The 20,495-nt window shown below is 66.4% G+C and carries 19 protein-coding genes; 2 read left to right on the top strand and 17 right to left on the bottom strand.

The window, feature by feature from the left end; translation table 11 throughout:
• Together DRW48_RS11290 and DRW48_RS11285 are read left to right on the top strand one after the other, a co-directional pair.
• A complete protein-coding gene (locus DRW48_RS11290; RefSeq protein WP_114076520.1) occupies positions 1–687 on the top strand; it encodes an amino acid ABC transporter permease in 687 nt (228 codons plus the stop codon).
• Positions 688–691: 4 nt separating this feature from the next.
• Positions 692–1,654 carry a 1-aminocyclopropane-1-carboxylate deaminase/D-cysteine desulfhydrase gene (locus DRW48_RS11285; RefSeq protein WP_114076519.1) on the top strand — a complete coding sequence of 321 codons (963 nt, stop codon included), beginning with the start codon at positions 692–694 and terminating at the stop codon, positions 1,652–1,654.
• Positions 1,655–1,783: 129 nt separating this feature from the next.
• Here the strand turns inward: DRW48_RS11285 and DRW48_RS11280 are convergent, their stop codons facing one another.
• The 17 genes from DRW48_RS11280 to DRW48_RS11200 all read right to left on the bottom strand — a co-directional run bounded on the left by DRW48_RS11280 (position 1,784) and on the right by DRW48_RS11200 (position 20,468).
• On the bottom strand, positions 1,784–2,518 hold the full coding sequence (locus DRW48_RS11280) for an SDR family oxidoreductase (RefSeq protein WP_114076518.1): 735 nt from the start codon (positions 2,516–2,518) through the stop codon (positions 1,784–1,786).
• A complete protein-coding gene (locus DRW48_RS11275) occupies positions 2,518–3,441 on the bottom strand; it encodes a dihydrodipicolinate synthase family protein (protein ID WP_114076517.1) in 924 nt (307 codons plus the stop codon). Before DRW48_RS11275 ends, DRW48_RS11280 begins: the two co-directional genes overlap by 1 nt.
• Positions 3,442–3,660: 219 nt before the next feature.
• Positions 3,661–4,467: a 2-keto-4-pentenoate hydratase gene (locus DRW48_RS11270; RefSeq protein ID WP_162784742.1), complete on the bottom strand. Its 807-nt coding sequence runs from the start codon at positions 4,465–4,467 to the stop codon at positions 3,661–3,663.
• Between the two features lie 135 nt (positions 4,468–4,602).
• The gene (gene gdhA / locus DRW48_RS11265) at positions 4,603–5,958 is read right to left on the bottom strand and encodes an NADP-specific glutamate dehydrogenase (protein WP_114076515.1); all 1,356 of its coding nucleotides are present in this window, start codon (positions 5,956–5,958) and stop codon (positions 4,603–4,605) included.
• A 216-nt stretch (positions 5,959–6,174) separates the two neighbouring features.
• Positions 6,175–7,725, bottom strand: a complete 1,551-nt coding sequence (locus tag DRW48_RS11260) for an acetolactate synthase large subunit (RefSeq protein ID WP_114076514.1) — start codon at positions 7,723–7,725, stop codon at positions 6,175–6,177.
• Between the two features lie 14 nt (positions 7,726–7,739).
• Positions 7,740–9,038 (bottom strand): aspartate aminotransferase family protein, encoded by a 1,299-nt coding sequence (locus tag DRW48_RS11255; protein WP_114076513.1) that lies wholly within the window; start codon positions 9,036–9,038, stop codon positions 7,740–7,742.
• On the bottom strand, positions 9,035–10,051 hold the full coding sequence (locus DRW48_RS11250) for a phosphotransferase (RefSeq protein ID WP_162784741.1): 1,017 nt from the start codon (positions 10,049–10,051) through the stop codon (positions 9,035–9,037). Before DRW48_RS11250 ends, DRW48_RS11255 begins: the two co-directional genes overlap by 4 nt.
• A complete protein-coding gene (locus DRW48_RS11245) occupies positions 10,048–11,097 on the bottom strand; it encodes a histone deacetylase family protein (protein ID WP_114076511.1) in 1,050 nt (349 codons plus the stop codon). The genes DRW48_RS11250 and DRW48_RS11245 overlap by 4 nt, the downstream gene beginning before the upstream one ends.
• Positions 11,094–12,737: an ABC transporter ATP-binding protein gene (locus tag DRW48_RS11240; protein WP_114076510.1), complete on the bottom strand. Its 1,644-nt coding sequence runs from the start codon at positions 12,735–12,737 to the stop codon at positions 11,094–11,096. Before DRW48_RS11240 ends, DRW48_RS11245 begins: the two co-directional genes overlap by 4 nt.
• Positions 12,738–12,739: 2 nt before the next feature.
• Positions 12,740–13,576, bottom strand: coding sequence for an ABC transporter permease (locus tag DRW48_RS11235; protein WP_114076509.1), 837 nt, complete (start codon positions 13,574–13,576; stop codon positions 12,740–12,742).
• 20 nt (positions 13,577–13,596) lie between these two features.
• Positions 13,597–14,574 (bottom strand): ABC transporter permease, encoded by a 978-nt coding sequence (locus DRW48_RS11230; RefSeq protein ID WP_114076508.1) that lies wholly within the window; start codon positions 14,572–14,574, stop codon positions 13,597–13,599.
• A gap of 18 nt (positions 14,575–14,592) precedes the next feature.
• A complete protein-coding gene (locus DRW48_RS11225) occupies positions 14,593–16,173 on the bottom strand; it encodes an ABC transporter substrate-binding protein (protein WP_114077520.1) in 1,581 nt (526 codons plus the stop codon).
• Positions 16,174–16,397: 224 nt separating this feature from the next.
• Complete coding sequence (locus DRW48_RS11220) at positions 16,398–17,072, bottom strand: amino acid ABC transporter permease (protein ID WP_114076507.1); 675 nt, start codon at positions 17,070–17,072, stop codon at positions 16,398–16,400.
• Positions 17,069–17,746: an amino acid ABC transporter permease gene (locus DRW48_RS11215; RefSeq protein WP_114076506.1), complete on the bottom strand. Its 678-nt coding sequence runs from the start codon at positions 17,744–17,746 to the stop codon at positions 17,069–17,071. The genes DRW48_RS11220 and DRW48_RS11215 overlap by 4 nt, the downstream gene beginning before the upstream one ends.
• A 4-nt stretch (positions 17,747–17,750) precedes the next feature.
• Positions 17,751–18,518: an amino acid ABC transporter ATP-binding protein gene (locus tag DRW48_RS11210; RefSeq protein WP_114076505.1), complete on the bottom strand. Its 768-nt coding sequence runs from the start codon at positions 18,516–18,518 to the stop codon at positions 17,751–17,753.
• Positions 18,515–19,390 (bottom strand): substrate-binding periplasmic protein, encoded by an 876-nt coding sequence (locus tag DRW48_RS11205; RefSeq protein ID WP_114076504.1) that lies wholly within the window; start codon positions 19,388–19,390, stop codon positions 18,515–18,517. The genes DRW48_RS11210 and DRW48_RS11205 overlap by 4 nt, the downstream gene beginning before the upstream one ends.
• Before the next feature lie 130 nt (positions 19,391–19,520).
• Positions 19,521–20,468, bottom strand: a complete 948-nt coding sequence (locus DRW48_RS11200; protein ID WP_114076503.1) for a LysR family transcriptional regulator — start codon at positions 20,466–20,468, stop codon at positions 19,521–19,523.
• Between the last annotated feature and the right edge of the window lie 27 nt (positions 20,469–20,495).

Below are 20,495 nucleotides of genomic sequence, written 5' to 3'. Positions count from 1 at the left end.
ATGCTGGAACGTTACTGGTCCATTACCGTGTCGCTGATGCCGTTCCTGTGGCAGGGCTTCTTGCAGACACTGCTGATCTCGTTCGTCAGCATCATTGCCGGCTCGATTATCGGCTTTGTCATCGGCGTGATCCGCAGCCAGCGTGTGCCCCTGCTGACCGGGCTCCTCGGCCTCTACATCCACCTGCTGCGCGGCACGCCGTTCCTCGTGCAGCTTTATCTGTTCTATTTCGTCCTGCCGAACACCGACATCTCGTGGCTGAGCTGGAACTCGCAGACCGCCGCGCTCGTCGCGCTGTCCATCTATACCTCCAGCTACGTGGCAGAGATCGTGCGCGGTGCGATCGACGCGGTGCCGCGCGGCCAGTCCGAGGCGGCGACCGCGCTGGGCATGAACCGTATCGAACGGCTGTGGTACATTCTTTTGCCGCAGGCCTTGAAGCTGACTGTCCCGCCGATGAGCGGCGTTTATGTCATGATCATCAAGAGCACCGCGATCCTGTCCGTCATCGGCATTGCCGATCTGACCCGACAGGGCGAGATCGCGATCCTGCGCCATCCCCGCGACGTGCTTTTCATCTATGGCCTGATTGCTGCGATCTATTTCGTTTACTGCTACCCCGTCCTCAGGTTCGCGCGCTGGGCGGAACGCCGTCTCGGCAGCGCGCAACCCATCAACCTCGACTGACGGCATGCTGGACACATTTCCTTGGGTGGACCTCGTCGGCGCGCCGACGCCGTTGGAGCGCATGTCCCGGATCGGCGAGGTCCTCGGGCACCCCGCCATCTGGGTCAAGCGCGACGACTGCATGCCGCTCGCCTTCGGCGGCAACAAGGTGCGCAGCCTAGAGTTCTGGATTGGCGAGGCAAAGGCGCAGGGCAGCGACATGCTGGTGGTCGCCGGCGCCCTGCCCTCCAACCAGTGCCGCCTGACAGCCGCCGCCGGGGCGAAACTCGGGATCGAGGTGCTGGTCCTCTATGCCGGTGACAGCGAGGCCCCCCTGCGCGGCAACGCGATGCTGACCGAGCTTCTGGGCGCGGACATCCGTCGCCTGGGTCCGGTGAGCGAAGAGGAGCGCGGCGCCCTCGCGCAGCAGGCAATGGCGGAGCTGCGCGCAGCTGGCCGGCGACCCTACCTCATTGGCGATCCCTTCGTCGGGGCGCTGGGGTATGTCCGCGCGGCCGAGGAACTCACCGCGCAGGACCTCCAGCAAGGCGCGGGGCTGCGCCATATCGTCCTGCCTGGCTCGATGGGTGTGACCGAGGCCGGCCTGATCCTCGGCGCCGCGTTGCTGGACCGCGACTGGCGCTTTCATCTGGTCAGCGTGGAATATGATGCTGCCGAACTGACGGCGCGGCTGACCGAAAACATCCTTGGTGCCGCGGCGCTGATGGACCAAGCTGTGCCCACGGACCTCATGGACCGGGTCGAGATCCACACCGGAGAGTTGGGCGGCGGCTACGGCGTCGTGACGGAAGCGTCGCTTGCTGCCGCGAGGACCATGGCCGCCAATGAAGCGCTGATGATCGAGCAGGTCTATGTGGCCAAGACCTTTGCCGGTCTGCTGAACCTGGTCCGGTCCGGCGCGATCCCAAAGGATGAGGCCGCCTGCATTCTGCATACTGGCGGCACGCCATCCCTGTTCGAGCAGTAAGCCGGCCGGAGAGCAGATCGCATTCGCGCCACATCAAACGCGGTGGACCATCACCTCTGCGCCGCGACAGTCAAAGGCGGCGGGATCACCCCGCCGCCTTCAAAATGTCTTCCAGTACGGCGCCCAAGCCTAGATGCTGCGGATCATTCCGCCGTCGCAGCGCACGCGGCTGCCGGTCACGTAACTGGCCGGGTCCGAGCAGAGGAACGCGACCACCGCCGCAAACTCCTCGGGACGGCCGTAGCGGCCGGCGGGGATCGTTGCGCGCGAGGCTGCGCGGACATCCTCCAGTTCCTTGCCGGTGCGTTTGGACGCCGCAGCGTCCAGCTGGTCCACACGCTCGGTATGGATGCGGCCCGGCAGGACGCAGTTCACCGTCACCCCGTCGGCGGCGACTTCGCTGGCCAGCGTCTTGGACCAGCCGACCACCGCGGCGCGAACGCCGTTCGAGACGGCAAGGTTCGGGATCGGCTGCTCAACGCCGGAACTGACAATGGTCACAATTCGGCCCCAGCCGCGCTCGCGCATCGGCGGCAACAGGCGCGAGGTCAGGTGGAAGAGACTCGCCGCCATCGCTTCAAAGGCGCGGCTCCATTCCTCGGACGCGACGCTCGCCGCAGCGCCGGGGGCGGGACCGCCGGTGTTGCAGACGAGAATATCCATCCCGCCATCGGCAAGCAGCGTGTCAGCGAGCGCGTCGACGGAGGCGCGGTCCGCCAGGTCCACGCGATGCGGCCCTTCGGCGCCGCGCGATGCGGCGATCACCTCCGCCCCCTCGGCGCGCAGCGCCTCGGCGACGGCGCCGCCCAGCCCCTTCATGCCGCCCAGCACAAGCGCGCGGCGCCCGGTAATTCCCAGATCCATCAGCACAAATCCTTCAGCTTGCGGTCGAGCCGCGTCATCAGTCGGTCAATCTCGGCCGCGGCTACCGCGCCCAGCTTTGTGCCCGGCTTGCGCAGCGCCGGCGTGCCGAGGATCCCGCGCTTCCACAGGATATGCTTGCGCACGGCGAGGCCCAGGCCGGGCTGCATCTCCATCCGCACCAAGGGCAAATAGGCCTCGAACAGATCGAGGGCGCGATCCATATTGCCGGCGCCGACTGCGGCGATCACGTCGCGCATCATCTCGGGGTAGGCAAAGCCGGTCATGGCGCCGTCCGCGCCACGCTCCATCTCCTCGGGCAGGAAGCAGCCGCCGTTACCGCACAGGATGGAAATGCGGCGCGGCAGCCCGCCGGGCGCGCGCAGGGTGCTGATCTTTTCTAGCCCGGGCCAGTCCTCGTGCTTCAGCGACACGACCTGCGGAACCGCCTCGACGATCCGGGCGATGACGCCGGCGCTCATCTGGACCGAAGTCGCGAGGGGGAAGTCCTGGATGACGATCGGTGCCGCGCCAGTCGCCTCGGCGGCGCCGCGGTAGTAGGCGAAGATCTGGTCATCGGTGCGCGTCGTGGGGGGCGGCGCGATCATCACGCCGCCGGCGCCTGCGTCCATCACGGCCGCTGTCAACTCGCCCATCGCCGCGAACCCGGGCGACGAGACACCGACCACCACCGGTACGCGCCCGTCCACCCGCCCGAGAATGCGGCGCACGATATCGGCACTCTCGGCTTGGGTCAGCTTCGGCGCCTCGCCCATGATGCCCAGCACGGTCAGCCCGGTGGCGCCCCGTTCAAGGTAGAAGTCGGTCAGCGCGTCGAGGCTGTTCCAGTCGATCGCGCCATCATCGCTGAACGGCGTGGCGCCGATCACATAGACGCCACTGGCTTCGGCGGTCATCAGAGTCATGAGGGATCCGGTCTCCTGGTTCTGGCCGGTGGCCCAATTTAGGATGACCCTCGGCGCCCGCTGCGCGAGCTTCTGATTTGTGCCATACGGTATACACGATGTATCCGCTGTCAAGCGACCCCGCTAGCGAGCGAAATAGCCGGAAATCATGTTGGGAAGGGCCAGACTGATCGCAGGCCCCGGCTGGACCAGAAATCCTCGCCCAGCGCAGTCGCAAACCTAACTGAACGCCACTTGCAAGCCGCCAAGGTCGAGACCTTCAAGATCCGCGCTCCACGTCTCGCCCTGCGAGATGACATGGGCGTCGGTCAGGGTCCCGGTCGTCACGATCTCTCCCGCCTGCAACTGCGGGCCGGCCCCCTCCTGGCCAACCGCCTCGACCAGAAAGCGCAGTGCCGTGAGCGGGCCGCCGAGGACGTTGCGAGCATGGCCCGTTTCCACCGCCGCCCCGTTCTTGAACAGGGTTACGCTGAAGTCATGCAGTCGGTCAGCCCACCCGGGGCCATTGTCCCCGATTTCGGACCAAGGCCCCAGGACGAGGGCGCCGTGCAGCCCGAAGGCGGCCGTTGCCGCGGGCGCCGAGAACTTCCAACCGGGAAAGACGGACTGGACGATCTCGAAACCAAGCGCCACGCGGTCGATACAGCCGAGCAGCGCCGCCTCGTTCATTCCGGGCTCTGGGGTCCGGGCCAATTGGAAGACGATTTCGGGTTCGATCCGTGGCTCAGAAAATGGGTCCAGCGAAAGGGTCGCACGGCCCTCCGAGGCGGGCCGGACGGTCGTCTCCCAGACGTAATTCCAGATCGGCCGGTCCACGGCATAGAGCGGCCAGATGGAGGTGTTCGAGAATCCGATCTTGCGGCCCACCACCCGATCCCCGCGCGCCTCGCGCAGAGATCTGATGTATCCGGCAATCCGGTAAGCTGATGCCATGTCGGAAACGGGAAGGCCCGGGCGCTGCTGGCCCGTGCCCCAGAGTTCCAGCAACGCGACCGCCGTCTGCCGTTCCTGAGTTTCGTTTGCCATGGCTTCCCCAGCACTTGCGATGGGAGCCATCACAACTGCGGTCGCAACCGGCCGCAAGCCCCACAGGGCACCCGTGGCCCGATCGAGAACACAAGCAACCGGGTGCTCGGCGCAACGCCGGGCACCCGAGTCGCTTCAGATCACGCCGAGCGCACGCATGGCTTCGGCCACGCGCACGAAACCGGCGATGTTCGCGCCCAGGACGTAGTCCCCCGGAACGCCGTACTCCCGGGCGGTTTCATCACACAGATCGTGGATCTCGGTCATGATAAAATCCAGCCGGCTCACGGTCTGCTCAAAGGTCCAGCTGTCGCGCGAAGCGTTCTGCTGCATCTCCAGAGCCGAGGTCGCAACGCCGCCGGCGTTGGCGGCCTTGCCCGGCGCAAAGGCGACGCCCGCCGCCTTGAAAGCCGCGATCGCGCCCGGCGTGCTGGGCATGTTGGCGCCCTCGGCGACCAGCTTGACGCCATTGGCGATCAGCGTGGCGGCATGAGTCTCGTCCAGCTCGTTCTGCGTCGCGCAGGGCAGCGCGATATCGCAGGGCACGTCCCAGATCGAGCCGTCGCCGGCCGCGATGAAGGTCGTGCCGGCGCCCTTGGCCGCGTGATAGTCTGACACCCGGCCGCGCCGCTTTTCCTTGATCTCGCGCAGCAGGTCGAGGTCGACGCCGTTCTCGTCGACCACGTAGCCGCCCGAATCCGAGCAGGCGATGACCTTGGTGCCGTAGGCCTGCAGCTTCTGAATGGCGAAGGTCGCGACGTTGCCCGAACCGGACACGATCGCGGTCTTGCCCTCCAGCCCGTCCTTTCGCGCCTCGAGCATCGAGCGGACGAAGAACACCGTCCCGTAGCCGGTCGCCTCGGGACGCGCACGCGAGCCGCCGTAGGACAGGCCCTTGCCGGTCAGAACGCCGGCCTCGTAGCGGTTGGTCAGGCGCTTGTATTGGCCGAACATATAGCCGATCTCGCGGCCGCCCACGCCGATATCGCCCGCAGGCACGTCGGTGTATTCGCCCAAGTGGCGCGACAGCTCGGTCATGAACGACTGGCAAAAGCGCATGACCTCGCCCGTCGACTTGCCCTTGGGATCAAAGTCAGAGCCGCCCTTACCGCCGCCGATGGGCATCGTGGTCAGCGCGTTCTTGAAGGTCTGCTCGAAGCCGAGGAACTTGATGATGCCGACGTTCACCGAAGGGTGGAACCGCAAGCCGCCCTTGTAGGGCCCGAGAGCCGAGTTGAACTGCACGCGAAAGCCGCGATTGATCTGGACCACGTTCTGGTCGTCGACCCACGGCACGCGAAAGATGATCTGCCGCTCGGGCTCGCACAGGGTCTCGATCAGGCCATCGTCGAGGAACTCGGGATGCTTGGCGACGACATGACCCAAGCTCTCCATGACCTCCATGACCGCCTGCAGGAACTCGGGCTCGCCGCGGTTTCGGCGTTTGACGGTCTCGAGGATGGGGACAAGGTTCTCGTCGATCTGCATCATGCGCAAGTTTCCTCAGCGGTTGGGTGCCGTGAATTAGGGGGCGTCCAGGCGGGACTGGCCGCGCGCGTCGCGACTGCCGGCCACAGCGCAACCCGCGGGTTCTGCCTTGGAGTGCGGCGGGACGCAATGATCCAAAACGTCTCATGCGGGCACCCGGCCGCTTGGGGCCGGGCGCCGCGTCGCAGCAAGTAGCGGATCGCCTCGACTTGCTGCGGTTTAGATCACCAGTTCGATCAGGAACGGCCCGTCCCGCAGCAGGCTGGCGCGCAGCAGGTCGGCCAGGCCCTCCAACGTGTCGGTGCGCGCGGCCTCGACCCCGAAGCCGCGGGCGAGCGCGATCCAGTCTATGACCGGGTTGCCGAGGTCCAGCATGTCCATCGCGGTCGGACCCGGGTTCGCACCAACGCCGGCATATTCGCCGAGCAAAATCTGGTAGCGCCGATTGGCGAGGACGATGGTCGTGCAAGGCAGCCGCTCGCGCGCCTGGGTCCAGAGCGCCTGCAGCGAGTACAGGCCCGAGCCGTCCGCCTGGAGCGAGATCACGCGGCGCTGCCCGCCCGCGCCGATGGCGGCGCCTGTGGCAAGCGGAAAGCCGTCACCGATGGCGCCGCCGGTCAGCGAGATCCAGGTGTGCGGCGCCGCCGCATCGTAGGCCGGGCCGGTCCCTCCGCCGAAGCTCACGGACTCCTCGCAGATGATCCCACCCTCTGGCACCAACGCTGCCAGAACCCGCGCGAGCCCTTCCGCATGGGGCGCGCCTGTCGGCAGGGGCGCGCTGTCCGCGTTCGACTGCGGCGGCGGCAGGGCGGTCGCGCCAACCTCGTCCGCGAGCGCACGTAGCGCCGCGATGCCGTCTTGGTCGGGGCGGCTGAGGACATGCAGCACCGCCTGCGGCGGGAACATCTGCGAGGGCTTGCCGGGGTAGCCGAAGAAGCTGACCGGCGGGGTCGCGCCGACTTGGATGATCCGATCATATGGCGCCAAGGCCTCGAGCGCGGCCTCGACGGTATAGGGCACGCGCGCCAGCGGCCAACGCCCCTGCCCGCGCTGCAGATTTCCCGTCAGGAACTGGGCCATCACATCCGCGCCGGTGGCGGCGGCGATGCCGTAAGCAAGCGAGGGCCCATCGCCCAGCAAGGCGTCCGCCGCCAGCAGCAGCAGGGTGCGGCCCTCGCCCTTACCGCGGAGCAGACGCGCGGCCCCATCGACGGCGGCCGGGTCGACCGGCGGCGCCGCCGCCGCAGGCAGCGGCTCCGCAACCTCGCCGCCATCGCCCCAGGACGCGTCGGCCGGCAGGATCAACGTTGCCACCTGCCCCGGATGGGTGCGCGCCGCGCGCACTGCCTCGGCCGTATCGCGCCCGACTTCCTGCGGCGTCTGCGTGGTGCGGACCCAGGCCGAGACGACGCGGGCCAGGGCCTCGGTATCGGCGGTCAGCGGCGCGTCGAGCGGGCGGTGATAGGTCGCTTGGTCGCCGACGATATTGACGATGCCGCTGCGGCCACGCCGGGCGTTGTGCAGGTTGGCAATGCCGTTCGCAAGGCCCGGGCCGCAATGCAGCAGGGTGCAGGCGGGCTTGCCGGCGATGCGGGCATAGCCATCCGCCATGCCGGTCACGACCGTCTCGTGCAGGCCCAGCACGCAATGCATGCCAGGGATGCGGTCGAGGGCGGCGACGAAGTGCATCTCGCTTGTGCCGGGGTTGGCAAAGCAGGTGTCGATGCCTGATTTCAACAGCGTGTGGACCAGGCTTTCGGCGCCGTTCATCTGGATATCTCCGGTCAGTCTTGGGTGAGTGATTCTTCAAGGGCCGCGACAAGGATGTCGGCATGTTCCGTGCCAAAGGGCAGCGGCGGACGGATTTTCAGCACGTTACCGGCGGGACCAGCGGCACTGATAAGAACACCGCGACGGCGCATGCCGTTGACGAGGGCCGAGGCGCGCGCGCCGTCCGGTGAGCCATCCGCGGTCCGCACGTCGACGCCTAGATAAAGCCCGGCGGCCCGCACCTCGCCCAGTTCGGACCGGCGCGATGCCAAATCCCGCAGGCGGCCCGCCAATACCCCCCCGGTGTCGGCGCTATTGCGCGGCAGCTCCTCGTCGCGCAGCACGTCGAGCACGGCCAGCCCGACGGCTGCCGACACAGGATTGCCCCCGAAAGTATTGAAATATCGGATGTCCCGCCCGAAGCTCTCGACCAGGTCTGCGCGGGCGATCAGTCCCGCGACCGGGTGGCCGTTGCCCATGGGTTTACCCATCGTGACGATGTCCGGGACGACCCCGTGGCGCGAAAAGCCCCACATTTCGCCGGTGCGGCCAAAGCCCGCCTGCACCTCGTCGGCAATGAAGATGCCGCCTGCCGCGCGGATCGCCTCGGCGGCCGGGCCGAGCGTGCCGGCCGGGTCCGGCAGGATGCCGTCGCTCGCGAAAATCGTGTCGACCAGCAGCGCCGCCGGCTGCAGCCCCGCCTCGGCAAGGCTGGCAATCGCAGCGCGCACCCCTTCGGCGAACTGGCCTGCGGGATCGGCGGCAGTCGGGTCGGGGGCGGGAACGGTGCGCACGCGCGGACCCGGTGCGACATGAGGCCCGAGCGCGGGCGACATCTCGGCCAGGCTCTCGGTGACGCCATGATAAGCGTAATCGGTCACGATCACGCCCTGCGCGCCGGTCACCGTTCGGGCGATGCGAATGGCGAGGTCGTTCGCCTCGCTGCCCGTGCAGGTGAACATCACGTTCGACAGGGGCGCGGGGACGGTAGCCAGCACACGCTCTGCGTAATCCACCACCAGCGGGTGCAGGTAGCGGGTGTGGGTGTTCAGGACCGCCGCCTGCTCGGCCATCGCTGCCACGACGCGCGGGTGGCAATGCCCGACACAGGCGACATTGTTGTAGGCATCGAGATAGCGCCGCCCCTCGGCATCCCACAGCCAGACCCCCTCGCCCCGGACCGGGTGCAGCGGCTCGGCATAGAACAGGCGATAGGCCGCGCCCAGCGCCGCGGTGCGGCGGGCGACCAGGGCGCGGTCGCCCTCGGAAAGCGCGGTGGCTTTGTGCGGATCGAACGCGTTCGGCATGCTCATGGGCGATCTTCCCCTGTGGCGGCGGCAAGGCGCGCTGCGACCGCGCCCGGCCCAATGGTGGCAAAGGCGGACAAGCCCGCGACCGCCCCTGGCATGTTGCGCAGCAAGTAGGCGCTGTTCCGCGGCTCGCTGGCGGCGCGCCAGGAGGAGACGACCACGGTGGTCGCCCGGCGGGCGGCGATCAGGCCCGGCAGGACCTCAATCTCGGCCGGCAGCAGCGGCAGCCTGCGGGCATAGCCGCCCAGCAAGTCGGCCATGGCGGCCAGCGGGTCGGGGCCGCCGACCGGCTGATAGGCCAGGGCGATGCCAAGCTCGTTAACCAGCGGTCCCTCGACCATGTCGCCAAAGTCGATGATCGCTGACGGTTGCTGGGGGGTGGCGCGGTCGATCAGCACGTTGTGCGGATTCATGTCGTTGTGGATCACCTGCCGGCGCAGCGAGCCAAGGCGCGGCTCGACCTCGTCCACGAAGAAGTCCAGCGCCCGCGCAGCCATGGCGCGTGCCTCGCCGTCGGGAACATGCTTCAGCAATGCGCGCAGGTTGGCCGCTTGCGACAGGTCCCAGACAAAATTGTCGTGCCGGGGCGCCTCGCCCGCAAACCCGGCCAACGCCAGGTCAAGCCGGGCGATCAACCCTCCCAGCGCGTCGCGGAAGGATGCCGACACTGGCGCATCCGCCAGGGGCGAGCCATCCAGCCAGCCGACCATGCGCGCAATGCGCGGACGCGCGCCGTCCAGCCGGTGCCAAGCGGCGCCGGAAAGCGTTGGCAACACGCTTGGCACTGGCAGGCTCGGATCGACCGTGCGGGCATGGACCAAGGCCTCGCTCTGGAAAGCGGCGATGGCTGGGTCCTCGTCGGGATGGGTGATCTTCAGCACCTGGGGCGTGCCGCCATCGGCTGGGTCGATGCGGAAATTCTCGTCCCGTTCGGACGCCAAGGGCCGCGCCCTGCCGCGGACGCCCCAGACCTCGGCGGCAAGTTCCTCGGCCCGGTCGGCCGTCCATTCGCTCACGCCACGCCCTCGAAACCGTCGAGGAACGCATCGAGGCAGCCGCCAATCGCGTCGATGGCATAGCCGCCTTCCTGCACGATGACCGTCGGCAGGCCGGCGCGCCGGACCATCGCGCCGATTTCGCGGAAGGCTTCCGTCGTCACCTTCAGCGCGCCCAGCGGGTCATCCTTATGCGCGTCATAGCCAAGCGACAGGACCAGTGCCTCGGCGCCCGACGCCGCGATCTCGGCCAAGCCACGCTCGGTTGCCGCCAGGAATTCGGCATCGCCAGAGCCCGGGGGGACTGGCAGGTTCAGGTTTGATCCCTCGCCCGCGCCATGGCCGCGTTCCTGGGCATAGCCAATGAAGTAAGGATAATAGGCCGCCGGATCGACGTGGACAGAGACGGTCGTCACATCGTTGCGGCGGTAAAATATCTCCTGCGTGCCGTCGCCGTGATGGGCGTCCACATCCAGCGTCGCCACGCGGCCGAACCGCTCGCGCAGGCGCGAGACAGCCACGGCGGCGTTGTTCACGTAGCAAAAGCCGGTGGCCCGGTCGGTCCGGCAGTGGTGGCCGGAAGGACGGCAGAGCGCGTAGGCCGCGCCCCCTGTCTGGGCCACATAGGCCGCCGCGGCCTCGGCCGAGGCCGCCGAGCGGAAGGCCGAGACATGGGTGTTCGGCCCGATCGGCACAGCGCCGTCTCCCAGATACCAGCAGGCCTGCGCCACGACCAGCGGCGAGGGGCACGGCGGGCGCGCGTCCCGATCGGGGGCGCCATTCCAATAGGGCGAGACGTTGGGCAGCACCTCAGGCCCCGCGCCCGGCAACTCGCGCCAGCGGCGGTAGGCGGTCTCAAGAAAGGCGAGGTAATGCTCTGGATGAACGCGCGCCGCCGCGGCCCGCCCGTCGCCCTCGGGCGCCTCGGGCGTGATGTCGTGCCGCGCCAGCGCGTCCAGCAGGCGCGTCGTGCGCTCGGGCAGGTCGGTCGGTGCGGCCAGCACCCCAAGTCGCATGAATTGCTGCGGATCGTGGAGCGCTTGGTTGGGATGGTAGAATGCTTTCAAACTTCGGCCTCCAGCGGGACACCCGTCATGGGCGGCGTCCAGTCGCGCCCCGGAATGGCAGCGATCAGACCTTGTGTATAGGGGTGGCGGGGGGCGTCGATCACTTGCGAGGGCGGACCCTCCTCGACGATCTCGCCCTTGTACATCACCGCGATGCGGTCGCAGACCTGTGCCGCAACCCGCAGGTCATGCGTGATGAAGATGATTGCCAGGTTCAGCCGCTGCTGCAACTCGCGCAGCAGGGCCAGCACCTGCGCCTGCACCGACACATCGAGGGCCGAGACGCTCTCGTCCGCGACGATCAGTTCCGGATCGAGCATCAGCGCGCGGGCGATGCCGACCCGCTGGCGCTGCCCGCCGGAAAACTCGCTCGGGTAGCGATCGAAGGCCGAGGGCTCCAGCCCGACGAGGCGCAGTAACTCGCGCGCCTTGGCTTCGGCATCGCTGCGGGCGACGCCGTTCGCCACCTGCGCGTCGGACAGGATGCGACCGATAGTCTGGCGCGGGTTCAGCGAGGCGAACGGGTCCTGAAAGATCATCTGCAAATGTCGCCGGCGCGGCCGAAACGCCTGCGGTGACAGGGGCACGATGTCCTCGCCCTGAAAGCGCATGCTGCCGCCGTCCACCGGGATCAGCTTCAACAGGCAGCGGCCGACGGTGGACTTGCCCGACCCGCTTTCGCCCACGATGCCCAAGGTCTCGCCGCGGGCAACGTTGAAGCTGACGTCGCGCACCGCATGGACCACGCGCGCCTTGCCGAACAACCCGCCGCCGGTGCGATAGGTCTTGCGCAGCCCGCTGACCTGCAAAAGCGGGGTGCCGGCATGGCTTTGCCGGGTGTCCCCCGCGCTGCGGCTGGGCACGGCGGCGATCAGGCGCCGGGTATAGGGATGTCGGGGCGCATTCAGGACCTCGGCCGCCGGTCCCTGCTCGACCAGGCGGCCATGCTGCATGACGACGACGCGGTCCGCGATCTCGGCCACGACGCCAAAATCATGGGTGATGAACATCACGCCCATCCCCTTGCTGCGCTGGATGCGCGCGATCAGCTCCAGGATCTGGGCCTGGGTCGTCACGTCCAGCGCGGTCGTCGGCTCGTCCGCGATCAGCATCACCGGCTCGAGCGCGAGGGCCATGGCGATCATCACGCGCTGCCGCTGACCGCCCGACAGGCGGAACGGGTAGACGTGGCGCAGGGTCGCGGGATCGGGCAAGCCGACGAGGTCCAGCAGCTCCAGCACGCGCCGCTCGCGCGTGGCGGCATCGCCGACATGGTGGACTTCCATCACCTCGGACAGCTGGTCGCCGACACGCATCAGCGGGTTCAGTGCGGACAGCGGCTCCTGAAAGATCATGCCCATCGCCCGGCCGCGCAGGTCGCGCAACTGCGGCTCGGGCATGGTCAGCAGGTCCTTGCCCTGCAACAGGATCTGGCCCTGCGTCGGTCGCAGGTGGGGCGGCAACAGGCCCATGATGGCGTTGGCGGTCATCGACTTGCCCGAGCCGCTTTCGCCGACGATGCAAAGGATCTCGCCGTTGTTCAGATCGTAGCTGACATCCTCGACGGCGTTGACCCGGTCGAGGCCGGGGGGCAGGGGAATGGTCAGGTTGCGAACCGACAAAAGGACATCGCGCGTCATGCTCAAGACCTCCGTCCGCGCAGATGCGGGTTCATGGCATCGTTGATGCCCTCACCGATGAGGTTGATGGCGAGGACGGTCAGCAGAATTGCAATCCCGGGAAAAGCGCTCATCCACCAGGCCTGCCGCAGCATCGTGCGCGCGGCGCCGATCTGGTAACCCCAACTCATCGCATTGCGATCGCCGAGGCCGAGGAACGACAGCGAGCTTTCGGTCAGGATGGCGGTCGCCACCATCAGCGAGCCGGTGACGATGATGGGGGACATCACGTTCGGCAGGATCTGGCTCCAGATGATGCGGGGGCCGGTCTGGCCGATGGTGACCGCGGCCTCGACGAACTCGCGCGAGCGCAGGCTCATGAACTCGGCCCGTACCAGCCGCGCCACCGGCGGCCAGGAGACGATGGCGATGGCGAGCGTGATAGAGGTCAAGGTCGGCGAAAAGATCGCAACCAGAACGACCGCCATGGCAAAGGCGGGAATGGTCTGGAAGAACTCGGTAAACCGCATCAACCCGTCGTCCACCCAGCCACCGTAAAAGCCCGACACCGCGCCCAGGGTGACCCCGATCAGCACCGCAACCGCGGTCGAGACCAGCCCGACCAGCAGCGAGACGCGCGCGCCATGGGCGATGCCGGCAGCGATGTCGCGGCCCAGCATGTCGGTCCCCAGGGGATAAGCGGCATCGACGAACGGGCCCAGCATTGGGCGCGCGACCCCCTGCCACGGGTTGCCCGGATAGATCACCGGCGCCAGCACCGTGATGGCGATGACCGCGAGCAGGATCAGCGCGCCGATCAAGGCGCCGCGGTTGGCGGCAAAGCGGCCGAGAAAGGACATGCGCGCCTCCTTCTTGCGGATCAGGCCGTGGCGCCGATACGGGGATCGACGACGCGGTACAGAAGGTCGGTGATCAGGTTCACGACCACCACCACCACCGCCGTTGTCAGGAACACCCCCAGCAGCACCGGGTAGTCCCGCTGCAGCAGCGCGTCGAACATCAGCCGGCCGATGCCTGGCCAGCCGAACACCGTCTCGGTGAGTACCGCGCCGCCGACCAGTTGCCCGGCCTGAAGCGAGGCAAAGGTAAAGATCGGCAGCATGGCATTGCGCAGGACATGTCGGCGAATAATGCGCGCCTGCGGCACGCCCTTGGCGCGCGCGGTCTTAACGAAATCGAGGCTCATGACCTCCAGCATCGAGGCCCGGGTCAGGCGCGCATAGACCGCCGCCGAGAAGAGGCCCAACGTCAGCACCGGCAGCACCAGATGCGCGGCAATGTCCTTGACCCGCGCCCAGCCGGTAAAGCCCGCGCCCACCGTCTCCATATCGAAGGCCGGCAGCCAGCCGAGTCGGATCGAGAACAGCAGCACTGCCATCAGCCCGACCCAGAAAAGAGGCGTGGCGTAAAAGACCAGGGCGCCGGTCATAATCGCAGTATCGGTCAGCTTGCCGCGCCGCCACGCGGCCAGAACGCCCGCGCCGACACCGATGACCAGCGATACGACAAAGGCGCATCCGGTCAGCAGCAGGGTCGCCGGCAGCCGGCTGGCAATCAGTTCTGCCACCGGAACCTGGTTACGATAGGAGTATCCCAGATCGCCACGCAGGATACCGGAGATATAGGTCCAGAGCTGCACCGGCAGGGGCTGGTCGAGGCCAAACTGCGCCCGAAGCTGAGCGATGAACTTTTCGTCCCCAGCGCCAGCCTCGCCCGCCATGACCGCCGCCGGATCACCCGGCGCCAGATGGATGAGGACAAAGTTCATGACCGCCACGCCAAGGATCACGAGGACTGCCTTGGCGAGGCGCACGAGGATGAAGCGGACGGTGTCCATCGGTCTGGCGCCGTCCCGTTATTTCGAGATCCAGGCTTCGTCCATCACCTCGTTTAGGCCGATGCCCGTGCGGACCAGGTCGTGGACCTTGTCGTGCATCAGCGTGGTGTTCTGCAACTCGAACAGCCAGATCACCGGCACGTCGTCGACCAGGATCTTTTGGACCTCGGTATAGGCCGCGGCGGCCGTCGCCTCGTCGGTCGCCTGCGCGGCCTTGGCGAACAACTCGTCCACCTTTGGATTCACATAGCCGCCGTTGTTGCCGTAGGGCGTGCCCTTGATGATGTTGTTCGACAGATAGTGCCGCGCAACGCCCAGCGCCGGATCACCATACTGGTAGGTGAAGTTGACCGACATGTTGAAATCGAGGTCGGACATGGCCTGCGACCAGCCGCCCGCGTCCACCGCCTTGATGGTCGTCGCGAAGCCGACCTGATCCAGCTGCTGGCGGACATATTCGACCAGACGCTCCCACTGGGGGCCGTAAGGCAAGGGCATGATCTCGATCGGGTTGGCCTTCAGATCGACGCCCGATTCCTTGATCAGCGCCATGGCCTTCTCGATGTCAAAGGGATAGGTCGGCGTGTCGGCGGTGTAGTACTTGGTCGTCGAGGCGATCGGGCCGGTGGCGGCCTTCGCCTGGCCGAACATGATCGACTGGGCGATGAAGTCGCGGTCGATGGCGTGCATCACCGCCTGGCGCACCAGCTTGTTGTCGAACGGCGGCTTGCGCAGGTCCATCGGCATGAAGGCCAGCGGCGAGTAGTACTCCCAGCCCGCGGTGGTGGACTGAACGCCCGGCAGTTCGGCGAGGCGCTGCACCTCGAAACCCTCGACATCGCCGCCGCGAAGGACGTCGACCGTCCCCTGCTCGAACGCGACCGCACGCGATGCGGCGTCGGGAATAATGCGGAAGTAAAGCTCGTCCAGATAAGGGCGATCCTTCTTCCAGTATTCAGGGTTCTTCACCAGGTGGATATACGAGCCGCGCTTCCATTCCTGCAGCTTGAACGGTCCGGTCCCGACGGGGGTCTGGTTCGCCGGGTTAGTGCGATAATCGGTCCCCTCATAGAGGTGCTTGGGGATGATCGGGAATGAACTCAGCTCGAACGCATTGATGAAGGCCGAGAACGGCGTCTTGAGCTTGAAGACGACCGTGTTCGGATCGGGCGCGGTGACGCTTTCGACATAGGTCGAATGGATCAGGCGCCAACGCGGATGCGCCTCGGTCAGGAAGGATTCGCCGGTGAATACGACATCGTCCGCGCTGAAGGGCTGGCCGTCATGCCACTTGACCCCCTCCTGCAGATGGAAGGTGTAGGTCAGCCCGTCGTCCGAGACCTCCCAGCTTTTCGCGAGGCTGGGCAGTGGTTTCAGGTCGGTGCCGTAGGTCAGCAGGCTTTCGTAGATCTGCCCGCCGACGTAAAGCGTCGGCCCCTGGGTGTTGAGGCCGACCATCAACATCGGTGGCTCGGGCTGCGCGATCATGTTCAATGTGCCGCCCGGCGTCGGTGTCGCCGGTGCCTGCGCCCCCGCCGGCAAGGCCAGTGTCGCCCCTAGAACAAGGCTCGCAAGCCACTTTCTGGATCCCTGAAACATGGTGCCCTCCCCTGCCACGACGCTTCCGTTACGTTAAGTTAACTGATGCTACACACGCATTGAGTTAAAGGCCAACTGCGCCCGCGCCGGCTGATCGCTTTTTTGCAGCGATTTGCGCCTGCGCCGCGGATGTCCGCCGAGAGCGCCGAATACCCCACTCCCCCACATATCAAATTTGATAGTCCGGACGCGAAGTCGCATCGTGGCACGACCTCGCCCGACGCTCATCCGGCACCCGACCCCGATGTCTGGTGCAGGCGTGAGACCAGCCGGACGAATGGCCAGAAGAGCAGGAAATAGACTACGGCCGCGGCAATCAGCGGCGTCGCGTTGTAGGTCATGCCCTGCGCCAGCTGGGCCGAGCGCAACAACTCTTGCAGCGCGACAGCCGATGCGATGGACGTCTGCTTGGCCAGCTCCAGCGTGTTGCTGACGAGGTCCGGCATCACGTTGCGCGTGCCCTGCGGGATGATGACGTATTGCATGCTCTGCCGCCACCCGAGGCCGGTTGATCGTGCAGCCTCATGCTGGCCTTTGGGAACGGACTCGAGCCCGGCGCGAAAGATTTCCGCAAAGTAGCTGGCCCCGTTCAGGACGAGCGCGAGGATCGCCGCCGGAAACTCGGTCAGCCGCAGACCGAGGAACGGCAGCGCGTAGAAGATGAAAATCAGCAGGACCAGTGGGGGGATCGAGCGGAACACATCCACATAGGCGATGACCAGCGTGCGCCCGATCCGGCCACTCGCGCCCTGGGTGATCGCCAATGCAAGGCCCAGCGCCGCGGCCAAGGGAATCGAAACGACGCTGAGTTTCAGCGTCATCCAGAAGCCCTGGACCAGAAGGGGCGCGACCTCGCGCAGGATTTCCAGGTTGAAGAAGTTGAGGATGATTTCGTTCATGCGTGCACCGGTCCCTTGAACACGCGCTCTAGCCAGCGGGTGAAGCGGACGAATGGCAGGAAGATCAGCAGGAACAAAACCGCCCCGATGGTCAGTGCCGTGGGATTGGCGATGTTGGACTGGATGGAGGATGTGACGTTCAGCAGTTCGGGCACCGCGATGACCGAACCGAGCGTCGTGCCCTTGGAGATGCCGATCGCGCGGTTGGTCAGTGGCGGGATCGTCATGCGCACGACCTGCGGCAGGATCACGCTGAACAGCGTCTGGTTGAAGCCGAGGCCGGTCGAACGGCCCGCCTCCCACTGGCCCTTGGGCACGGACAGGAACCCGCCCCAGAAGATTTCCTCGGCAAAGGCCGCCAGGATCAGCGCCAATGCCGTCACCGTCGCAAGGAACGGGCTGAGGACAAGGCCCGTCACCGGCAGCGCAAAGAAGAACAGCACGACCAGCACCAGCTGCGGAATCGCGCGGAAGAAATCGACGAAAAAGACAATCAGCAGGCTAACGGGCCGAACCTGGTAGAGCCGCAGGATGGCGAGGCCGAGGCCCAGCGGTATCCCCAGCAGCACCGTCAGGACGGACATCTGCAGCGTGACGAAAAAGCCGGCCCAGATATCGGGCCAATAGCCCGCCAGACGACCGAAATTGAAGAAGTACTGGCCGAGTTGTTCCATAAACTCAGGCCCGCAGCCGGCTGACGAAATCGCGGATCCGCTGGTGACGGGGCGTGACCAAGATCTCCTCGGGCGTGCCGCTGTCCAGCACGACGCCCTGGTCCATGAACACCACCCGGTCGGCAACCTCGCGCGCGAACTGCATCTCGTGTGTGACGACGATCATCGTCATCCCCAGCTTGCGGGTCTTGTCCATGACACTCAGAACCTCGCCCACCAGCTCGGGATCGAGGGCCGAGGTCGGCTCGTCGAACAGCATCACCTGCGGCTCGAGCGCCAGCGAGCGGGCGATGCCCACCCGCTGCTGCTGCCCGCCCGAGAGTTGCGAGGGGTAATAGTTCGCCCGCTCGGACAGTCCCACCACGTCGAGGTGGTGGAGGGCCTTTGCGTCCGCCTCGGCCCTCGACAGACCGGCGACCTTGCGCAGGGCAAGCGTCACGTTCTGCTTGGCGGTCAGGTGCGGGTAGAGATCGATGCCCTGGAACACCATGCCGATCCGCCGCCGGAGAGCGTTCAGGTCCACCCCCTTACCCGTCACCTCGTGACCGCCGACCGCAATGCGACCCGACGTCGGCTCCTCAAGGCGGTTGATGCAGCGCAGGCAGGTGCTCTTGCCCGAACCGGACGAGCCGACGATGACCACTGCCTCGCCCGCGTTCACCTTGAGGTCGATGCCTTTCAGGACCTCGACCGCGCCATAACTCTTGTGCAGGTTCTCGATGACGACAACAGGGTTGCCGTCATGCGAGGTTTCGGGCCGCGTCTCGGTCATTTGCACTCCGGCTCGTGCTCGGTCGCGTCATAGCCGTCGAAATTGGGCGCGCCATAGCCGGGGTAGATCGTGGTGACGGACTTGCCTTGCTCGGGCTCGGTACCGAACCACTTCTTGTAGATCGCGGCCAGGGTGCCGTCCTTCTTGAGGCACTCGATCGCGACATCGACACGGTTGCGGAACTCGGTGTCGTCCTTGCGGAAGGTCAGGCCAAAATCGTTACCGGTGTCGATCACGAAGGGCACTTCGGCCATCGGGGTCTGGGTCGTGACATAATGCGACACCGGCTCGTCGGCGATGTTGGCGAAGGCGCGGCCCATCATCACGGCCTGAACGCCATCGGCGTTCTTGTTGAACCGCTGAACGGTAAAGCCGTATTCCTTTTCGTGCTCGCCGGCCCATTTGTCGGCCGTCGATCCGTTGTTCACGGTGACGATTTTGCCGGACAGGTCCTCGAGGCCCGCGACCTTGCCGCCCTTCTTGACCAGCACTCCGAGGCCGGTCGGCATGTATGGTTCGGCGAACAGCATTTCCTTCGCGCGCGCCTCGGTGATGTTGGCGGGCGCTGCCACCATCTCGTAGCGCTTCGAGAAGAGGCCGGCGAAGATCGACGAGAAGTTCACGTCTGCGACTTCGATCCCCGGGCGGCCCAGCTGCTTGGCGATGGCCTCGGCGAAATCATAGGAAAAGCCGGTGATCTGGCCATTTGCTTCCTTGAAGGCGAAGGGGGCGAAGCCGACGTCGAAGGCCACCATCAGCTTCTGGTCGTCGGGGTGGTCGGCCGACTGGGCCAGCGCCGGGCCGCTGCCTACCGCAAGCGCCGTTCCCAGCGCAAGCGTAGCGGCGAGGGACGAAATACGTCGCAGGATCATGGCTCTAGGCTCCTAGACTTGTGTGAGGTTCGCGCTGCTGCGCGGCGCGGGGCCTCCCCGGCGAGAGGGACCCTAGCAAGGTGTGTGACAGCACAGGCATCAAGATTCGTCTCTGATCCATAGCCCGATGTTATGATGCGCTCGCCTTTCCGCGTCCGGGCTTGGCCGCGGGCAGCAGCGCAAACTCGGTCTGGCGTTGGGAATACTCACGCAGAGCGCGCACGAACAGCCGCGTCGGATGCGACATCGGCTGTAGTTCGGACGAGATCAGGCGCAGATCGCAGCTCGCCCGCGGCACCAACCGACGTGCGACGATATTCGGCCAGGCATTCCCGCTGAGTGCGAATCTGTCGACGATCGCGACCCCCGCCCCGGCATGGACCAGAGCGCAAGCCTGGGCGGTGAAACGCACGATGGTGTGGAACCGCACCTTGTCGGCACTGGAGCGGAGCGCCCGGCGCACCATCGCGCCATAAGGCGTATCGGGTCCGTAGCCGATGATCCCGTAAGGTACGAGGTCCTCAGGCCCGACTGCCTTTAGCGCCTCCAGCTCGTGCCCGGCGGGAAAGATGACGGCCAACTCACCTTGGTGCAGCTTTTCGACCGTCAACGTCGGGTTGTCGATCGACAGGATCGACACGCCCAGGTCCACGCGGTTGCCGCTGACCTTGTCGATCAGGTCGATGAGCGAGAGGATCTCAAGCTCCACGCGTAGTTGCGGGTGCTTTTGTCGAAAATAGGCAATGGCGGCCGGGACATAGCCCTGCGCCGGGCTGGGACTGGCGGCAATGCGGACCGTGCCCGAGCTGCCGGACCGCAATTCCTCGGCGATCAGGTTGATTCGGTTGACCGATTGGTGAAGCTGCTCGACTTCCTCGAACAGCTTTCGCGCCTCCAGCGTCGGCTGCACCCTGCCGCGGCCGCGCTCGAACAGCTTCAGCTTCAGCCGATCCTCGGTATAGCTCAGCATGCGGCTGACGGCCGGCTGCGAAACCGACAGCAGACGCGCGGCACCCGAGATCGAGCCGGTAGTCATGATGGCGCGAAACACCTCAATCTGCCGCAGGTTTATCAGCATTGAATAACACCCCGTTATAGGTGGACG

This window comes from Paracoccus suum (assembly GCF_003324675.1).
In the GTDB taxonomy this organism is placed as follows: domain Bacteria; phylum Pseudomonadota; class Alphaproteobacteria; order Rhodobacterales; family Rhodobacteraceae; genus Paracoccus; species Paracoccus suum.
This window is presented reverse-complemented; position numbering and strand designations above follow the sequence as displayed.

Coding starts and splice junctions, on each gene's coding strand:
- DRW48_RS11290 (WP_114076520.1), top strand. CDS start 1: ATGCTGGAACGTTACTGGTCCATTACCGTGTCGCTGATGCCGTTCCTG.
- DRW48_RS11285 (WP_114076519.1), top strand. CDS start 692: ATGCTGGACACATTTCCTTGGGTGGACCTCGTCGGCGCGCCGACGCCG.
- DRW48_RS11280 (WP_114076518.1), bottom strand. CDS start 2,518: ATGGATCTGGGAATTACCGGGCGCCGCGCGCTTGTGCTGGGCGGCATG.
- DRW48_RS11275 (WP_114076517.1), bottom strand. CDS start 3,441: ATGACTCTGATGACCGCCGAAGCCAGTGGCGTCTATGTGATCGGCGCC.
- DRW48_RS11270 (WP_162784742.1), bottom strand. CDS start 4,467: ATGGCAAACGAAACTCAGGAACGGCAGACGGCGGTCGCGTTGCTGGAA.
- gdhA (WP_114076515.1), bottom strand. CDS start 5,958: ATGATGCAGATCGACGAGAACCTTGTCCCCATCCTCGAGACCGTCAAA.
- DRW48_RS11260 (WP_114076514.1), bottom strand. CDS start 7,725: ATGAACGGCGCCGAAAGCCTGGTCCACACGCTGTTGAAATCAGGCATC.
- DRW48_RS11255 (WP_114076513.1), bottom strand. CDS start 9,038: ATGAGCATGCCGAACGCGTTCGATCCGCACAAAGCCACCGCGCTTTCC.
- DRW48_RS11240 (WP_114076510.1), bottom strand. CDS start 12,737: ATGACGCGCGATGTCCTTTTGTCGGTTCGCAACCTGACCATTCCCCTG.
- DRW48_RS11235 (WP_114076509.1), bottom strand. CDS start 13,576: ATGTCCTTTCTCGGCCGCTTTGCCGCCAACCGCGGCGCCTTGATCGGC.
- DRW48_RS11230 (WP_114076508.1), bottom strand. CDS start 14,574: ATGGACACCGTCCGCTTCATCCTCGTGCGCCTCGCCAAGGCAGTCCTC.
- DRW48_RS11225 (WP_114077520.1), bottom strand. CDS start 16,173: ATGTTTCAGGGATCCAGAAAGTGGCTTGCGAGCCTTGTTCTAGGGGCG.
- DRW48_RS11220 (WP_114076507.1), bottom strand. CDS start 17,072: ATGAACGAAATCATCCTCAACTTCTTCAACCTGGAAATCCTGCGCGAG.
- DRW48_RS11215 (WP_114076506.1), bottom strand. CDS start 17,746: ATGGAACAACTCGGCCAGTACTTCTTCAATTTCGGTCGTCTGGCGGGC.
- DRW48_RS11210 (WP_114076505.1), bottom strand. CDS start 18,518: ATGACCGAGACGCGGCCCGAAACCTCGCATGACGGCAACCCTGTTGTC.
- DRW48_RS11205 (WP_114076504.1), bottom strand. CDS start 19,390: ATGATCCTGCGACGTATTTCGTCCCTCGCCGCTACGCTTGCGCTGGGA.
- DRW48_RS11200 (WP_114076503.1), bottom strand. CDS start 20,468: ATGCTGATAAACCTGCGGCAGATTGAGGTGTTTCGCGCCATCATGACT.